Origin of the sequence: Kitasatospora sp. NPDC096147, assembly GCF_044763225.1 — a bacterium.
GTDB lineage: Bacteria > Actinomycetota > Actinomycetes > Streptomycetales > Streptomycetaceae > Kitasatospora.
Map to the genome: position 1 here is coordinate 1 of NZ_JBIWFX010000026.1, position 15819 is coordinate 15819.

The following is a 15819-nucleotide window of genomic DNA, read 5'->3' on the forward strand; positions in this document are numbered from 1 at the left end:
GCTCGGCCGGGGATGTCAACATATCTGGCGTTGACTTTTGGCACGCTGTTGAGTTCTCAAGGAACGGTGGCTTCCTTCGGTCTGCCTTCCGGCAGCCCCTCCGGGCGCTTCGTTCTGTCTTTCGTGTTCTCAGCTTATCAGATGTTTTCCGCTCCGTTTTCCGGAGTTTCGCTTTCCGATTTCGCTTCGGCCTTTCGGCGCTCCCGAACTCTATCAGAGTTTCTCGGGCCGTTTTCCCTTCCCGATTTTATTCGGAGAAGTTCCGCCGACCACTTGGGGCAACCCGGAGAACATTACGCACCGGGTTGCCCCAAGTCAAACCGAGAGGACTAGACCTCTACGACCACCGGGACGATCATCGGACGGCGGCGGTAGTTGTCCGCCACCCACTTGCCGATGATGCGGCGGACCAGCTGCTGCACCTGCCGGACCTCCAGGACCCCGTCCCCGGCCGACTTCTGCAGGCCCTCCTGGAGCTTGGCCACCACCGGGCCGAAGGCGCCGTCGTCGATGCCGGAGCCACGGGCCTGGATGGTCGGGCCACTCACGATCTTGCCGCTGGTGGAGTCGACCACCACGAAGACCGAGATGAAGCCCTCCTCGCCGAGGATCCGACGGTCCTTCAGCGAGGCCTCGGTGATGTCACCCACCGACGAACCGTCGACGTAGACGTAGCCGGCCTGGACCTTGCCGACGATCTTGGCGACACCCTTCTCCAGGTCGACCACCACGCCGTCCTCGGCGATGACCGTGCGGTTCTTCGGCACGCCGGTCTTGATGCCGAGCTCGGCGCAGGCCCGCAGGTGGCGCCACTCGCCGTGCACCGGCATCAGGTTCTTCGGCTTGCAGATGTTGAAGAAGTACAGCAGCTCACCGGCCGAGGCGTGGCCGGAGACGTGCACCTTGGCGTTGCCCTTGTGGACGACGTTGGCGCCCCAGCGGGTCAGGCCGTTGATGACGCGGTAGATCGCGGTCTCGTTGCCGGGGATCAGCGACGAGGCGAGGATGACGGTGTCGCCCTCGACGATCCGGATCTGGTGGTCGCGGTTGGCCATCCGGGACAGCGCGGCCATCGGCTCGCCCTGGGAGCCTGTGCAGACCAGGACGACGTCCTTGTCCGGCAGGTCGTCCAGGGTCTTCACGTCGACGATCATGTTGCCCGGCACCTTGAGGTAGCCGAGGTCGCGGGCGATGCCCATGTTGCGGACCATCGAGCGGCCGACGAAGGCCACCTTGCGCTTGTGCTCGTGGGCCGCGTCCAGCACCTGCTGGATGCGGTGCACGTGGCTGGCGAAGGAGGCGACGATGATGCGCTTCTCCGCGCTGGCGAAGACGTTGCGCAGCGCGGCGGAGATGTCCCGCTCGTGCGGGATGAAGCCGGGGACCTCGGCGTTGGTGGAGTCCACCAGCAGCAGGTCCATGCCCTCCTCGGCCAGCTTGGCGAAGGCCGGGAGGTCGGTCAGGCGGCCGTCCAGCGGGAGCTGGTCCATCTTGAAGTCACCGGTGGCGACGACCATGCCGGCCGGGGTGCGGACGGCGACGGCCAGCGCGTCCGGGATGGAGTGGTTGACCGCGATGAACTCGCAGTCGAAGGGGCCGATCCGCTCGCGGTCGCCCTCCTTGACCTCCAGCACGTACGGGCGGATGCGGTGCTCGGCGAGCTTGGCCTCGATCAGGGCGAGGGTGAGCTTGGAGCCGATCAGCGGGATGTCCGGGTTCTCCCGCAGGAGGAACGGGACGGCACCGATGTGGTCCTCGTGACCGTGCGTCAGGACGATGCCGTCGATCTTGTCGAGGCGGTCCCGGATGGAGGTGAAGTCCGGCAGGATCAGGTCGACGCCAGGCTGCTCGTCCTCGGGGAAGAGCACGCCGCAGTCGATGATCAGCAGCCGGCCGTTGTGCTCCAGCACGGTCATGTTGCGACCGATCTCGCCGAGGCCGCCGAGCGGGGTGATCCGGATCGCGCCCGGCTTCAGGGCCGGAGGGGTGCCGAGTTCGGGGTGGGGGTGGCTCAAAAGACTCTCCTTACGGCGCACGCCACGAGACCCGGGGGCTCCCCCGGTGCCACGTGGCGTGCGCGCTTCGATGGTTTCCTACTTGCCAGGTCTGATGCCTCGCGCCTTCGGTCCGGTCCAGCGACAGGCCCTCGGGAGGCCCGGCGAGCCGGGGCGCGCACGTCTTGTCTGCTACAGGTGTACCCCGCCGGAGGCGAGATCCTCCTTCAGCCGCGCGATCTCCTGCTCGGTGGCGGAGACCAGCGGCAGTCGGAGCGGTCCGGCCGGGTGGCCCTGCAAGGTGAGCGCGGCCTTGGTGAGGATCACGCCCTGAGTGCGGAACATACCGCTGAACACCGGCAGCAGGCTCTGGTGGATCGCGGTGGCCTTCGCCACGTCGCCGCCGCGGAAGGCGTCCAGCATCGCCCGCAGTTCGCCGGCCACCACGTGGGCGACCACGCTGACGAAGCCGGCCGCGCCGACCGAGAGCAGCGGCAGGTTGAGCGCGTCGTCGCCCGAGTACCAGGCGAGGCCGGAGCGGGAGATCGCCCAGGACGCCTCGACCAGGTCGCCCTTGGCGTCCTTGTTGGCGACGATCCGGGGGTGGTCGGCGAGCCGCACCATGGTCTCGGTGCTGACCGCGACGCCGGAGCGGCCGGGGATGTCGTAGAGCATCACGGGCAGGCCGGTGGCGTCGGCGACGGCCACGTTGTGCCGGTACAGGCCCTCCTGCGGGGGCTTGTTGTAGTACGGGGTGACCACCAGCAGGCCGTGCGCCCCGGCCGCCTCGGCCTGGCGGGCCAGCTCGACGCTGTGGTGGGTGTCGTTGGTGCCGACCCCGGCGACGACGTGCGCCCGGTCCCCGACCGCCTCCACGACCGCGCGGACCAGTTGGGCCTTCTCGGCGTCGCTGGTGGTGGGGGACTCACCGGTGGTGCCGTTGATCACGAGACCGTCGTTGCCGGAGTCCACCAGGTGGGTGGCGAGGCGCTGCGCGCCGTCGAGGTCGAGCGCGCCGTCGGCGGTGAACGGGGTGACCATCGCGGTCAGGACCCGGCCGAAGGGCGTCTGGGGGGTGGAGGTCGGAGCCATGGGTCCAAAACTACTCGTAGTCACCCCGGGGGGTTCCGGGGCGGTCCAGGGTTCGGACAGGTGCGGCGTGGTACTGACGGCCCGTCAGCCGTGCGTCCCGGTCCCGGGCCGGTCCTGGCATGTGGATTCCGGTGCTGCATGCTCGGGGGTTCAAGCAGCACCGGAATCCGTGACCTGAGCCTAGGGAGCGCTCAGAAACACCGCAATCCAGACATGCCGGGCATACCACTCCTATGCCCGTCGGCCCAGGTCAGGGGGCCACGCGGCCGTGCTTCTCGAAGGCCGCATGGGTGAGCGGCATGAGCTTCGCCCACTCCGCCTCCATGCCCTCGGCCACCATCTCGATCTCGCGCTGCGGGAAGGACGGCACGGTGGCGTTCTCCTTCTTGGTCCGCAGCGAGAGGAAGTGCATCAGCGAGCGGGCGTTGCAGGTGGCGTACATCGAGGAGAACAGGCCGACCGGCAGCACCGCCCGGGCCACCTCGCGGGCCACCCCGGCCTCCAGCATCTCCTGGTAGGCGGTGTACGAGGCCCGGTAGGCGGCCTCCATCTGCTCCGTCACCACGGACTGCTGCTCGGGAGTGCCGTCCACGAACTCGTACCGGCCCGGGCGGCCCTGCTGGACCAGCTTGCGCTCGGTGCCGGGCACGTAGAAGACCGGCTCCAGGTTGCGGTAGCGGCCGGACTCCTCGTTGTACGACCAGCCGCTGCGGTGCCGGTGGAACTCGCGGAAGACGAAGATCGGCGCGCTGATGAAGAAGGTCATCGAGTTGTGCTCGAACGGGGTGCCGTGCCGGTCCCGCATCAGGAAGTTGATCAGGCCGGCCGACTTCTCCGGGTCCTGCTGCAGCGCCTCCAGCGACTGCTCACCCGCGGTGGAGACCCGCGCGGACCAGATGACGTCCGAGTCGGCGGCGGCGCTGCGCACCAGCTGCACCGTCACGTCGTCGCGGAACTTCACTTCGCTGCTCAACTCTTGCTCCCAATCGGATCGGTACTGCTCCCGTGCAGCTTGATGGCGTGCTGCATGGTCTTGCGGGCCCGTGGCGTGTCCCCCGCGTCCGCGTACGCCACGGCCAGGCGGAAGAACACCCGCCAGTCCCCCTGGGCGGCCTCCGCCTCCGCCTTGCGGCGGGCGAACACCTCGTCGGCGGACGCCCGGTCGATCCGCCCGCCGGGCGTCCGGCGCAGCTCGTCCACCGGGAGGCCCCCCTCGGCCTCCAGCTCCTTGGCCAGCCGCTCGCTGGCCCGGCCGAACCGCACCGTCGCGCGCAGGAACCAGACGCCGATCGCCGGCACCACGAAGGCGCAGACGCCCAGCCCGATGCCGAGCGGCTTGCCGGTGGCGATCAGCTGGACGCCCTCGCCGACGCAGATCAGCGAGACCACCAGCAGGGCGGCGGAGAGCAGGAAGAAGCCGGTGCGGGAGGTCATGCGGTGCTCAGAGCTCCATGAAGTGCTCGAGGCCGAAGGTCAGCCCCGGGTGCTCGGCCACCTTGCGCACGCCGAGCAGGATGCCCGGCATGAAGCAGCTGTGGTGCAGCGAGTCGTGACGGATCGTCAGGGTCTCGCCGGTGTCGCCGAGCAGCACCTCCTGGTGCGCCAGCAGGCCGCGCAGCCGGACCGAGTGCACCGGCACGCCGTCCACGTCGGCGCCCCGGGCGCCGGGCAGGCCGTGGCTGGTCGGGTCGGTCTGCCGGGGCAGGCCGGCCGCCTCGCGGGCGGCGGCGATCAGCTGGGCGGTGCGGGCGGCGGTGCCGCTGGGGGCGTCGGCCTTGTTGTTGTGGTGCAGCTCGACGACCTCGACGGTCTCGAAGTACTTGGCCGCCTGCTGGGCGAACTTCATCGACAGGACCGCGCCGATGGAGAAGTTCGGCGCGATCAGCACGCCGACCCCGGGGGCCTCGGCCAGCCAGCCGCGCAGGGTGGCGAGCCGCTCCTCGGTCCAGCCGGTGGTGCCGGTGACCACGTGGATGCCGTTGCGGACGCAGTGCTCCAGGTTGGCCATCACCGCGTCGGGGTGGGTGAGTTCGACCGCCACCTCGGCGCCCTTGAGCTCCTCCAGCGAGGAGCGGCTGTTGAGCGCGGCGGTGAGCTCCAGGTCCGGGGCGGCGGAGACGGCCTTGACCGCCTCGGAGCCGATCCGGCCGGTGGCGCCGATCACGGCGACAGACGTCATGTCAGGAGTCCTCTCAGGCCAGCAGGCCGGCGAGCGCGTCGGCCCGCTTCTGGTTGATCGGGCCGATCAGTGCGAGCGAGGGGCGGTGCGCGCCGAGCACGTCCCGGGCCACCGCTTGGACGTCGTCCAGGGTGACGGCGGCGATCTTCTCCAGCATCTCGGTGACCGACAGGTGCTGGCCGTAGCTGATCTCGGCCTTGCCGATCCGGGTCATCAGCGAGCCGGTGTCCTCCATGCCGAGCACGGTGGAGCCGGAGATCTGGCCGATCGCGCGGCGCAGCTCCTCGTCGGTGATGCCCTCGGCGACCACCTTGGCGAGCTCCTCGCGGCAGATCTCCAGCACCTGCTCGACCCGCTTGGGCTGGCAGCCGGCGTAGATGCCGAACAGGCCGCTGTCGGCGTACGAGGAGGAGTACGAGTAGACCGAGTAGGCCAGCCCGCGCTTCTCCCGGACCTCCTGGAACAGCCGGGAGCTCATCCCGCCGCCGAGGGCCGCGTTCAGCACCCCGAGCGCCCAGCGGCGCTCGTCGTGGCGCGGCACGCCGGGCACGCCGAGCACCAGGTGGGCCTGCTCGGTCGGGCGGTTGAGCACCTCGGCCCTGCCCGCCGTGCGCAGCGCGCGGACGCCCTTGCGGACCTCGGCGGGGTGGCCGGCCGAGCGGGCCAGGATCGGCGCGAAGGCCTTGCGGACCTGCCGGACCACGGTCGCGTGGTCGAGGTTGCCGGCCGCGGCGACCACCAGCTGCTCGGGCTTGTAGCGGCGGTTGAAGAAGCCGGCGATCTGATCGCGGGTCAGGTTGGTGACCGTCTCCTGGGTGCCGAGGATCGGGCGGCCCAGCGGGGTGTCGCCGTAGATCACCTTGGCGAACAGGTCGTGCACCACGTCGCCCGGGTCGTCCTCGGCCATCGCCATCTCCTCGAGGATGACGCCGCGTTCGGCCTCCACGTCCTCGGGGCGGATCAGCGAGCCGGTGAGCATGTCGCAGACCACGTCGATGGCCAGCGGCAGGTCGGTGTCGAGCACCCGCGCGTAGTAGCAGGTGTTCTCCTTGGCGGTGAACGCGTTCATCTCGCCGCCGACCGCGTCCAGCGCGGCGGAGATCTCCAGCGCGGTGCGGCGGGCGGTGCCCTTGAAGAGCAGGTGCTCCAGGTAGTGGGTCGCGCCGTTCAGCGCCGGGGTCTCGTCCCGGGAGCCGACGCCGACCCAGATGCCGAAGGTCGCGGAGCGGACCGTCGGGAGGGTCTCGGTGACGACCCGCAGACCGCCGGGCAGGACGGTGCGGCGGACGGTGCCGGCTCCGTCGACGCCCTTGAGCAGGGTCCGGGTGGAGCCGGGGCGCTGCTGCGCCGCGCTGGCCTGGGCCACGGGCTTCCTTCCAGGGTGGTACGGGGGAACATTCGACGAACAGGGTGCGGCCCGCGCACTCCGGGGAGTGCGCGGGCCGCGGTACGACTAACGGAGCGTCACTCGGCGGCCGGAGCGGCGTCGCCGCCGTCCTCGCCCTCGACGACCGGGATCAGCGAGAGCTTGCCGCGCGGGTCGATCTCGGCGATCTCGACCTGGACCTTGGCGCCGACGGCCAGCACGTCCTCGACGTTCTCCACGCGCTTGCCACCGGCGAGCTTGCGGATCTGCGAGATGTGCAGCAGGCCGTCCTTGCCCGGCATGAGCGACACGAACGCACCGAAGGTCGTGGTCTTCACCACGGTGCCCAGGTAGCGCTCGCCGACCTCCGGCATGGTCGGGTTGGCGATCTGGTTGATCGTGGTGCGGGCGGCCTCGGCGGCCGGACCGTCGCTGGCACCGATGTAGATGGTGCCGTCGTCCTCGATCGTGATCTCGGCGCCGGTGTCCTCCTGGATCTGGTTGATCATCTTGCCCTTGGGGCCGATGACCTCACCGATCTTGTCCACCGGGATCTTGATGGTGATGATGCGCGGCGCGTACTGCGACATCTCGTCCGGGGCGTCGATCGCCTCGTTCATGACGTCGAGGATGTGCAGGCGGGCGTCCTTGGCCTGCTTCAGCGCGGCGGCCAGCACCGAGGCCGGGATGCCGTTGAGCTTGGTGTCCAGCTGCAGCGCGGTGATGAAGTTGCGGGTACCGGCGACCTTGAAGTCCATGTCACCGAACGCGTCCTCGGCACCGAGGATGTCGGTCAGCGTGACGTAGTGGGTCTCGCCGTCGATCTCCTGCGAGATCAGGCCCATCGCGATGCCGGCCACGGCGGCCTTCAGCGGGACACCCGCGTTCAGCAGCGACATGGTCGAGGCGCAGACCGAGCCCATCGAGGTGGAGCCGTTGGAGCTCAGCGCCTCGGAGACCTGGCGGATCGCGTAGGGGAACTCCTCGCGGGTCGGCAGCACGGGCAGGATCGCCCGCTCGGCCAGCGCGCCGTGGCCGATCTCGCGGCGCTTCGGCGAACCGACGCGGCCGGTCTCGCCGACCGAGTACGGCGGGAAGTTGTAGTTGTGCATGTAGCGGCGACGGGTCTCCGGGGAGAGCGTGTCGAGCTGCTGCTCCATCCGGAGCATGTTCAGCGTGGTGACACCCAGGATCTGGGTCTCGCCGCGCTCGAACAGCGCCGAGCCGTGCACCCGCGGGATCGCCTCGACCTCGGCGGCCAGCGTCCGGATGTCCGTGACGCCGCGGCCGTCGATGCGCACCTTGTCGGTGATGACGCGCTCGCGGACGATCTTCTTGGTCAGCGCGTTGTAGGCGGCGCTGATCTCCTTCTCGCGACCCTCGAACTTCGGGAGCAGCTTCTCGGCCGCGACGCCCTTGATCCGGTCGATCTCGTTGTTGCGCTCGGTCTTGCCCGGGATGGTGAGCGCCTTGGTCAGCTCGCCCTTGACGGCGTCCGACAGGGCGGCCAGCACGTCGTCCTGGTAGTCCAGGAAGACCGGGAACTCGCCGGTGGGCTTGGCGGCCTGGGCGGCCAGCTTCGCCTGGGCGGCGCACAGCACCTTGATGAACGGCTTGGCGGCCTCGAGGCCGGCGGCCACGATCTCCTCGGTGGGAGCCTCGGCGCCCTCGCCGACCAGCGCGATGGTCTTCGTGGTGGCCTCGGCCTCGACCATCATGATCGCGACGTCGCCGTCCGGCAGGGTGCGGCCGGCCACGACCATGTCGAAGACGGCGTCCTCGAGCTCGGTGTGGGTCGGGAAGGCCACCCACTGACCCTTGATCAGCGCGACCCGGACGCCACCGATCGGGCCGGAGAACGGCAGGCCCGCGAGCTGGGTGGAGGCCGAGGCGGCGTTGATGGCCACCACGTCGTACAGGTGGTCGGGGTTGAGCGCCATGATCGTGCAGACGACCTGGACCTCGTTGCGCAGGCCCTTGACGAAGGACGGGCGCAGCGGGCGGTCGATCAGGCGGCAGGTGAGGATCGCGTCCTCGGAGGGCCGGCCCTCACGACGGAAGAACGAGCCGGGGATGCGGCCCGCGGCGTACATCCGCTCCTCGACGTCCACCGTCAGCGGGAAGAAGTCGAAGTGCTCCTTCGGCTGCTTGGAGGCGCTGGTGGCCGACAGCACCATGGTGTCGTCGTCCAGGTAGGCCACGGCGGAGCCGGCGGCCTGACGGGCCAGCCGGCCGGTCTCGAAACGGATGGTACGGGTGCCGAAGCTGCCGTTGTCGATGACGGCCTCGGCGTAGAACACGTTCTCTTCCACCTGGAAGATCTCCTCTTTCGTACGGTCCCGGAGGAGCGTCCCTGCGCTTGCGGTCTGCCGGCGGCCCTGGGCAGTCGGGCCGGTCTTCGATCGAAGCCTCCGGGGATTCCCGCGCTGGGGACTCCCGGGGGCCACTACCGAGGACCGGCGCCTCTCGGGCCTGGTCGGCGGTCGCGTCTGGACGCTCCTCCGGATGCGGGCGGCCTCCGTTTGAGGCCCTTCTCCCCGCTGGGTGAGTGCGTTTGTTGCCTGGGTCGGGCCGACTTCGCGTCGGCACCATGACCGGGCATGCCCCTCACCTTACAAATTCACACCCTACCGAGCGCGTCATTGGAGCGCGTGCGGTGCGGCGGGTGCGCGGTGCGGTGCGGATAGCAGCGAAGGGCGGCCCCCCGGATTCGGGGAGCCGCCCCTTGCGGCGGTCTTAGCGGGCGCCACCGGCGGCACCGCGGCGGATGCCGAGGCGGTCCACCAGGGTACGGAAGCGCTCGATGTCCTTCTTGGCCAGGTACTGGAGAAGGCGGCGGCGCTGGCCGACCAGGATCAGCAGGCCACGACGCGAGTGGTGGTCGTGCTTGTGGAACTTGAGGTGCTCGGTCAGGTCCGAGATCCGGCGGGAGAGCATCGCGACCTGCACCTCGGGGGAGCCGGTGTCGCCCTCCTTCTGGCCGAACTCGGCGAAGATCTGCTTCTTGACGTCAGCGGCGAGAGCCACGGCATCTCCTTCAAGGTTTCCGAGTGACCCTGGTAGACGGCACAGGGATCTGACTGAACTCGGACTGCCCAAGAGTACCAGCGCCCGCCGCCGCCCCTTACCGCAGGGTGAGGGGCGACGACGGGCGGATGCTCTCGGCCCTCCCCCACCCGCCCCGAGCCGAAGGGGCGCGCCGGTGTCGAAAGGGAGGAGCGAGGGAGCGAGGCACGAGCGAGGGAGCGATGACCGTCGACACCGGGACGAGCGCCCCGGAGGCGAGCGGGCGATTAGCTGGTGGCGCCGCGGACCAGGCCGTAGATGTCGAGGACGGCCAGTGCCAGCGGGACCAGGGCGATCAGCATCAGGCCGTCGATCATGTCCAGGATGCGGCCCCAGAACGGGGAGACGCCCAGCTTGGGGACGACCAGGGCGATGCCGGTCAGGATCGCGGCGCCGGCCGCGATGGACGCCGAGAGCCAGACCGTCCGCAGGTCCACCGAGGAGCTCGCGGTGGCGGTCAGGATGAACTCGGGGGTGTGCAGCGACAGGCCGATGATCAGCAGGGCCAGGCCGATCAGACCCGCGATGGTGAGGGCGAAGACCTGGCCGGTGTAGCGGAACAGCCGGGCCCGCAGCATGGTCGAGACGCCGATCACCAGGGCCAGCAGCTCGGCCCAGGTTCGGTCGCTGAAGCCGAGCACCGCGCAGGCACCGATCACGGTGGCGGCGCAGCCGCCGACCAGGCCGACCAGCACCTCGTGGCCGCGCCGGGCCTGGTGGGCGATCCGCTCGTACTGGACGGTCTCGGAGGCGGCGGCCTCCTCGGCGTAGGAGCTGCCCCGGGTGCGGGTCTGGCCGGGGGCGCTGAAGCCGACGGGCAGGCGGGCGAAGCGGGCGGAGAGCGCGGGCAGGAAGCCGACCGCGGCGATGGCGGCGACGCCGGTGACGGCGGCGATGTCGGTGGCCGGCGTCTCGGAGAGCAGCACGGCGGCGAACGAGGCCAGGGTGCCGGCGGAGGCCAGGAAGGCGGAGGCCACGAAGACCGAGTCCTTCTCCGGCAGCATGCCGACCAGCAGGACCGAGACCACCAGGACGGTGACGCAGCCGACCAGCAGCTGGAGCCGGCCGGGACCGTCGCCGGTTTGGGCCACCGCGATGATGCCGCTGCCGGCGATCAGGGCGTGCGGCAGCGAGCCGAGGCCGAGCGCGACGGCGGCGTCGTGGTCCTGGTAGACCCGGGCCCGGACGCCGGCGAAGGCGACCAGCACGACGGCGGTGACGCCGGCCAGGATGCCGGGCAGGCCGTTCATGTTGTGCTTGAGGTCGGCGAACCAGAGCGCGAAGCCGAGCAGGGTGAGCAGCACCCCGGCGCCGATCAGGCCGAAGGAGCGCATCAGCTCCGGGCTCCAGAACCGGTGGTCGGCGCCGACCGCGCTGGCGATCGCGTCGGCCACGTCGTCGTAGACGGCCGGCGGCAGCGACTCGGCGAACGGACGCAGGCTCAGCAGGTCGCCGTCGCGCACCTGTTGGGCGGCCAGCGGCAGGCCGCTGTCCAGCACCGTGCCGTCCCGGCGGACCAGGTGGAAGCCGGTGGGCGCACCGTCCACCTGGGTCTGGCCGGAGAGTCGCAGTACCTCGGGGTAGATGTCCGCGAGCGGGACGTCCTCCGGCAGTGCGACGTCGATCCGGCTGTCCGGCGCCACGACGGTGACCCGGCAGAATCCGGTAGTGGCGTTAGAGCTCACCGGCACTTCCCCCTGTTGCTGTGTCCGTTGTCAGCTTGGCGCCCGCTCGGGGCCGGCAATTGTCACGACCCGGCCGAGAGTTGGCGCGGCGACACCCTACCGTCAGATGGTTCGGGCCGGGATACCTGCCCCCGGACGGAGCGTCAAGCCGTTGCGAGGCTGGTGAGTTACGCCCCCGTGCTCGAACGGTCGGCGGCCTCCCAGTAGGGTGGGCCCCTGCGCGGGGCGGACGGGGGCGGTGACGCGCGACCCCGGGGACGCCTGCGATCGGCGGAGCGGGGGCGGCGTCTATCCACACACGGGGCGCCCTCAATCCCGTACGTGTCCAGTTGCGTGTGCGTGAGGGCTGATGCCAGTGAGTGTGATTACGGTCAAGCGTCCGGCGCGGGCGTATCCGCCGGCGGTCCCGGACGAGCCGGTGGAGCTGGTGCCGCCACCGGAGCTCCCGAGGGGCGGCGGCGAGGACTGGATGATGTCCCTGCTGCCGCTGCTGGGCATGGGCGGATCGGCGGCGTTCCTCTTCAACGGCCAGGGGCCGATGAAGATGATGGGCGTGCTGATGGTGGCCTCCACGGCCGCGATGGCGGTCGCGCAGATCGTCAAGGCCCGCAAGGGCGGCAGCGCCGGGACGGCCGACGAGCGCCGGGACTACCTGAAGTACCTGCAGCAGATGCGCCGTCAGGTCCGCCGCACCGCCGACCGGCAGCGCGGTGCGCAGCTGTTCCTGCACCCGGAGCCGGACCAGCTCTGGTCGATCGTCACCGAGGGCCGCCGGCTCTGGGAGCGGCGGCCGAGCGACCCGGACTTCGCGCAGATCCGCCTCGGCCAGGGCCCGCAGCAGCTGAACACCCCGCTGAAGGCCCCCGAGACCGCTCCGCTGGAAGAGCTGGAGCCGCTCTCGGCCGCGGCCATGAAGGACTTCCTGACCTCCCACGGCACCCTGCAGGACCTGCCGTTGGCGGTCTCGCTGCGCGCCTTCTACCACATCACGGTCTGCGGCGACCCGGACACCGTGTACGGCAACGTGCGCGCGATGCTGGCCCAGCTGGCCACCCTGCACTCCCCCGACGACCTGGTCATCGGGGTGGCCGCCGCACCCGGCGCGGTGGAGGAGTGGGAGTGGGCCAAGTGGCTGCCGCACACCCAGCACCGCAAGGAGACCGACGGCGCCGGTTCGCGCCGTCTGATCGCCACCGGGCTGGGCGAGTTGGAGGCGCTGCTGGCCACCGAGCTGAACGGTCGCAAGGGCTTCTCCCGCGACTCGGTGCCGTCCGCCGACCAGCCGCACCTGGTGGTGGTGATGGACGGCGCCGCCGTCCCGCACGACTCGGTGCTGGCCGGGGCCGAGGGCGTCGAGAACGTCACCATCATCGAGGTCGTCCCGGGTGACCTGGACGAGCCGAGCGGCCACCTGGTGGTCACCCTGACCAAGGACCGGCTGCTGCTGGAGTCGGCCTCCGGTGCCTCGTACTCGGGCAAGCCGGACACCCTGTCGTCCTGGCAGTCCGAGGCGCTGGCGCGGCAGTTGGCGCCGTTCCGGGTGTCGGCCGGCGGGGACGACGGCGACCCGTCGCTGGTCTCGATGGACTTCACCGAGATGATGGAGACCGGTGACCCGGGCTCCTTCGACCCGGCCCGGCACTGGCGGCCGAAGCCGGTCTCGGAGAAGCTCAAGGTGCCGCTGGGCGTCGGCCAGAACGGCGAGTACGTCTGGCTGGACCTCAAGGAGGCCTCGCTGGCGGGCATGGGCCCGCACGGCATGTGCGTCGGCGCGACCGGCTCCGGCAAGTCCGAGGTGCTGCGCACCATCGTGCTGGCGCTCGCGGTCACGCACTCCTCCGAGGTGCTCAACCTGGTGCTCGCGGACTTCAAGGGTGGTGCGACCTTCGCCGGCATGGCGGAGATGCCGCACACCGCCGCCGTGATCACCAACCTGGAGGGCGAGGCCACCCTGATCGACCGCATGCGCGATGCGATCGAGGGTGAGATGAACCGCCGTCAGGAGCTGCTGCGCTCGGCGGGCAACTACGCGAACATCAACGAGTACGAGCGGGCCCGCGCCGCCGGCGCCCCGCTGGACCCGCTGCCCTCGCTGCTGATGATCATCGATGAGTTCTCCGAACTCCTCACCGCCAAGCCGGACTTCATCGACCTGTTCATCCAGATCGGCCGGATCGGCCGTTCGCTCGGTATGCACATGCTGCTCGCCTCCCAGCGCCTGGAGGAGGGCAAGCTCCGCGGTCTGGACACCTTCCTCTCCTACCGCCTGGGTCTGCGCACCTTCTCGGCCGCCGAGTCGCGGGCCGCGATCGGCGTGCCGGACGCGTACCACCTGCCGCCCATCCCGGGTGTCGGCTACCTCAAGTTCGGCTCCGACGTGATGGAGCGGTTCCGGGCCGCGTACGTGTCCGGTCCGTACCGGCCGCCGGGCCAGCAGGTGGTCTCCGGCGGGCGGGTGGTCACCGCCCAGCCGGTGCTGTTCACCGCCGCCGAGGTCGAGGTGATCGAGCCGGTGGTCGAGGAGGTGGTGGTCGAGGAGACCGAGGAGATCGACGACTCGCTGCTCGACACCATGCTCGACGTGTTCGTGCAGCGGATGATCTCCCAGGGTCCGCCGGCCCACCAGGTCTGGCTGCCGCCGCTGGAGACCTCGCCGCCGGTGAACGAGCTGGTGCCGCCGCTCCAGGTGACCGAACGCGGCCTCACCTCACCGGAGTACGGTGCGCTCGGCCGTCTGCTGGTGCCGGTCGGCATCGTCGACAAGCCGCGCGACCAGCGCCGCGACGTGCTCTACCAGGACTACTCCGGCGCCGCCGGCCACGGCATCGTGGTGGGTGGTCCGCGCTCCGGCAAGTCCACCCTGATCCGCACCATGGTGGCGGGCTTCGCGGTCACCCACACCCCCGCCGAGACGCAGTTCTACCTGCTGGACTTCGGTGGTGGCGGTTTCCAGAGCCTCCAGGGCCTGCCGCACGTCGGCGGGGTGGCGGGGCGGTTGGACGTGGAGAAGGTCCGACGCACCGTCAGCGAGGTGCACGGGGTGCTCAACCGGCGCGAGGAGCTGTTCCGCTCGACCGGCATCGACACCATCGCCACCTACCGCACCCGGCGGGCCAACGGGCAGCTGCCGGACGAGCAGTTCGGCGACGTCTTCCTGATCATCGACGGCTGGCTGACCTTCAAGCAGGACTTCGAGGCGCTGGAGCCGGTCATCGCCGACATCGCCCAGCGCGGTCTCGGCTACGGCGTGCACGTGATCCTCACGGCGGCCCGCTACGCCGAGGTCCGGCCGGCCCTGAAGGACCTGCTGCAGAACCGCACCGAGCTGCGCCTCGGTGACGCGATGGAGTCCGAGATCGACCGCAAGGTCGCGCAGAACGTCCCGGCCGGCCAGCCCGGCCGCGGTCTCACCGCGGACAAGCTGCACTTCCTGGCGGGCCTGCCCCGGCTGGACGGCAGCTCCGGGCTGGAGGACCTGGTGGACGGGGTCGCCGACCTGGTCGCACAGGTGGACGCGGCCTGGACCGGGCCGCGCGCCCCGCAGGTCCGGATGCTGCCGTCGGTGCTGGACGGGCACGCGCTGCCGAAGGGCTTCGAGCACCCCGAGCTGGGTGTCGCCTTCGGTGTGGACGAGGTCGAACTCGCCCCGGTCTTCCTCAACTTCGAGACCGACCCGCTGTTCGTGGTGTTCGGCGCCAGCGAGTCCGGCAAGTCGGCCGTGCTGCGCATGCTGGTCAAGCAGATCACCGAGCGGTACACCCCGGAGCAGGCCGGCATCGTGGTCGGCGACTTCCGCCGCTCGCTGCTCGGCGTCGTCCCGCCGGAGTACCTGGTGGAGTACGCGGCCGCCGCCCCGGCGATGACCTCGATCGTGGAGATGCTGCGCGGCGCCTGCTCGCGCCGCCTGCCCGGTCCGGACGTCACCCCGGAGCAGCTGCGCAACCGCAGCTGGTACACCGGCAAGGACATGTTCGTGATCGTGGACGACTACGAGCTGGTCGCCACCTCCTCGGGCAACCCGATGGCCCCGCTGGCCGAGTTCCTCCCGTTCGCCCGGGACATCGGCCTGCGCATCGTGATCGCGCGCAACTCCGGCGGTGCCGGCCGCTCGATGTTCGAGCCGGTCATGCAGCGGATGAAGGAGCTCGGCGGGCAGGGTCTGATCCTGTCCGGCGACAAGGGCGAGGGCGCCCTGCTGGGCACCGTCAAGCCGCAGCCGCTGCCGCCGGGCCGGGGTGTCCTGGTGACCCGCCGGATGACGGCCGGTCAGACCGTCCAGACGGGCTGGCTGCCGACCCTCTGAAGTCCGGTACGACAGAAGGGGCGGGGGGGGGGCCGGGGGGGGGGGGCCGCCCCCCCGCCCCCCCCCCCGGGGGCGCCCGGGGGGGGGGGCGGCGGCGGCGCGGGGGGGGGGCGGCCCCCCCCCCCCCCCCCCCC

10 protein-coding genes are annotated in these 15819 nt (G+C 70.7%); 1 reads left to right on the forward strand and 9 read right to left on the reverse strand.

The features are described from left to right. Positions 1-329: 329 nt before the first annotated feature. The 9 genes from ACIRBX_RS38045 to eccD form a co-directional block, all read right to left on the reverse strand. Positions 330-2015 carry a ribonuclease J gene (locus ACIRBX_RS38045; protein WP_402305004.1) on the reverse strand — a complete coding sequence of 562 codons (1686 nt, stop codon included), beginning with the start codon at positions 2013-2015 and terminating at the stop codon, positions 330-332. A gap of 171 nt (positions 2016-2186) precedes the next feature. Continuing rightward, entirely contained in the window at positions 2187-3086 is a 900-nt protein-coding gene (gene dapA, locus ACIRBX_RS38050; RefSeq protein ID WP_402305007.1) for a 4-hydroxy-tetrahydrodipicolinate synthase, read from the reverse strand. A gap of 250 nt (positions 3087-3336) precedes the next feature. Continuing rightward, the gene (gene thyX, locus ACIRBX_RS38055) at positions 3337-4059 is read right to left on the reverse strand and encodes an FAD-dependent thymidylate synthase (protein ID WP_402305010.1); all 723 of its coding nucleotides are present in this window, start codon (positions 4057-4059) and stop codon (positions 3337-3339) included. Then, entirely contained in the window at positions 4056-4520 is a 465-nt protein-coding gene (locus tag ACIRBX_RS38060) for a hypothetical protein (protein ID WP_402305013.1), read from the reverse strand. The genes thyX and ACIRBX_RS38060 overlap by 4 nt, the downstream gene beginning before the upstream one ends. Before the next feature lie 7 nt (positions 4521-4527). Continuing rightward, entirely contained in the window at positions 4528-5265 is a 738-nt protein-coding gene (gene dapB, locus ACIRBX_RS38065; protein ID WP_402305015.1) for a 4-hydroxy-tetrahydrodipicolinate reductase, read from the reverse strand. Between the two features lie 13 nt (positions 5266-5278). Further along, positions 5279-6631 (reverse strand): M16 family metallopeptidase, encoded by a 1353-nt coding sequence (locus ACIRBX_RS38070; RefSeq protein ID WP_402305018.1) that lies wholly within the window; start codon positions 6629-6631, stop codon positions 5279-5281. Between the two features lie 98 nt (positions 6632-6729). Further along, positions 6730-8943 (reverse strand): polyribonucleotide nucleotidyltransferase, encoded by a 2214-nt coding sequence (locus ACIRBX_RS38075; RefSeq protein ID WP_402305020.1) that lies wholly within the window; start codon positions 8941-8943, stop codon positions 6730-6732. A gap of 424 nt (positions 8944-9367) precedes the next feature. Continuing rightward, the gene (rpsO, locus tag ACIRBX_RS38080; RefSeq protein WP_345288773.1) at positions 9368-9658 is read right to left on the reverse strand and encodes a 30S ribosomal protein S15; all 291 of its coding nucleotides are present in this window, start codon (positions 9656-9658) and stop codon (positions 9368-9370) included. Positions 9659-9924: 266 nt separating this feature from the next. Continuing rightward, positions 9925-11382 carry a type VII secretion integral membrane protein EccD gene (gene eccD / locus ACIRBX_RS38085; protein WP_402305023.1) on the reverse strand — a complete coding sequence of 486 codons (1458 nt, stop codon included), beginning with the start codon at positions 11380-11382 and terminating at the stop codon, positions 9925-9927. Positions 11383-11737: 355 nt separating this feature from the next. Between eccD and eccCa the strand changes: the two genes are divergently transcribed. Beyond that, positions 11738-15685 (forward strand): type VII secretion protein EccCa, encoded by a 3948-nt coding sequence (gene eccCa, locus ACIRBX_RS38090; RefSeq protein ID WP_402305026.1) that lies wholly within the window; start codon positions 11738-11740, stop codon positions 15683-15685. Positions 15686-15819: the final 134 nt, after the last annotated feature.